Raw genomic sequence first — 856 nt, 5'->3', positions numbered from 1 at the left:
GAGGACAGGGTTGACCTGATTTTGGAGCCACACTGCGAAGAAGTTAACGTTACCGTAGGGGATGACTCCGCCCTTGCACGCATATAGGGAGTGCAAAAATGTAACCGATTCTACATGACCAAATACACTCAATTCGTGTTGGAGCGTCTGAAGATGGGCTACTCAATGAATAACCAAGATACATAAACGGAGTGTTTGGCATGGCCATAGTTAGCCTCTTAAAGTTGCCTTCAGCCCTATCACTAATCTGCATCATAATGAGTTGTGAAGATAATATTAATTCCAAACACTCAGTGCTTTCATGCAGCGATAAAGACCCATCACAGTTGGTTGATGTTTACGACAGGAAACGACTGCAATCGCTAGCTTTGTTTGATAATTCCTACCTTTATGTTTCCGGATGTGTTTCCAAAGAGGGTTCTAGTAAAGTCGCCACCATTCAAAGCAGAACGCACCAAGGGGATTATATTGCAGAGATGGAATTGATTGGAGAGATGTCACCGGTGCAAGTGGAATATGACAACTTGCCAGAGGTTGTCACGGGGTATTTCGAAAAATTGGTCTCACAGTGTCGTGTGAGCTACAAGAATACGCCGCGTCGATTTTTTGGTAACTCCCTTCATTTGCCGCAGGGGACTGACGAACCGATTACCGACGGAAGTTTTGTAGGTTGCGAGCAATATGTGAAAAATAGGTCAATAGCATTTACGCAAGATACCCAAGAAATCAACTCCATATATGTTTTTATTTTCGATAGAATAATCGACATTCAGATGAAAGAAGTCAAGCAATGAGTAGCATTAAAGTTGTCGACCCAAAAATCAACGCAGAGACGGTTATTTTTTCGAAATCTGGT

1 protein-coding gene is annotated in these 856 nt (G+C 42.5%); it reads left to right on the top strand.

Annotated features, from left to right (window positions below; translation table 11 throughout):
* Positions 1-200 precede the first annotated feature (200 nt).
* On the top strand, positions 201-794 hold the full coding sequence (locus VWY34_RS01650; protein WP_416534511.1) for a hypothetical protein: 594 nt from the start codon (positions 201-203) through the stop codon (positions 792-794).
* The last annotated feature ends 62 nt before the right edge of the window (positions 795-856 follow it).

Source organism: Phaeobacter sp. JH20_02 (genome assembly GCF_048056915.1).
Lineage (GTDB): Bacteria > Pseudomonadota > Alphaproteobacteria > Rhodobacterales > Rhodobacteraceae > Phaeobacter > Phaeobacter bryozoorum.
The sequence above is the reverse complement of the archived record's forward strand: the minus strand, read 5'-3'. Positions and strand labels throughout refer to the sequence as shown.

Bases quoted from the DNA above. Each gene is read 5' to 3' on its own strand.
- VWY34_RS01650 (WP_416534511.1), top strand. From the start codon at position 201: ATGGCCATAGTTAGCCTCTTAAAGTTGCCTTCAGCCCTATCACTAATC.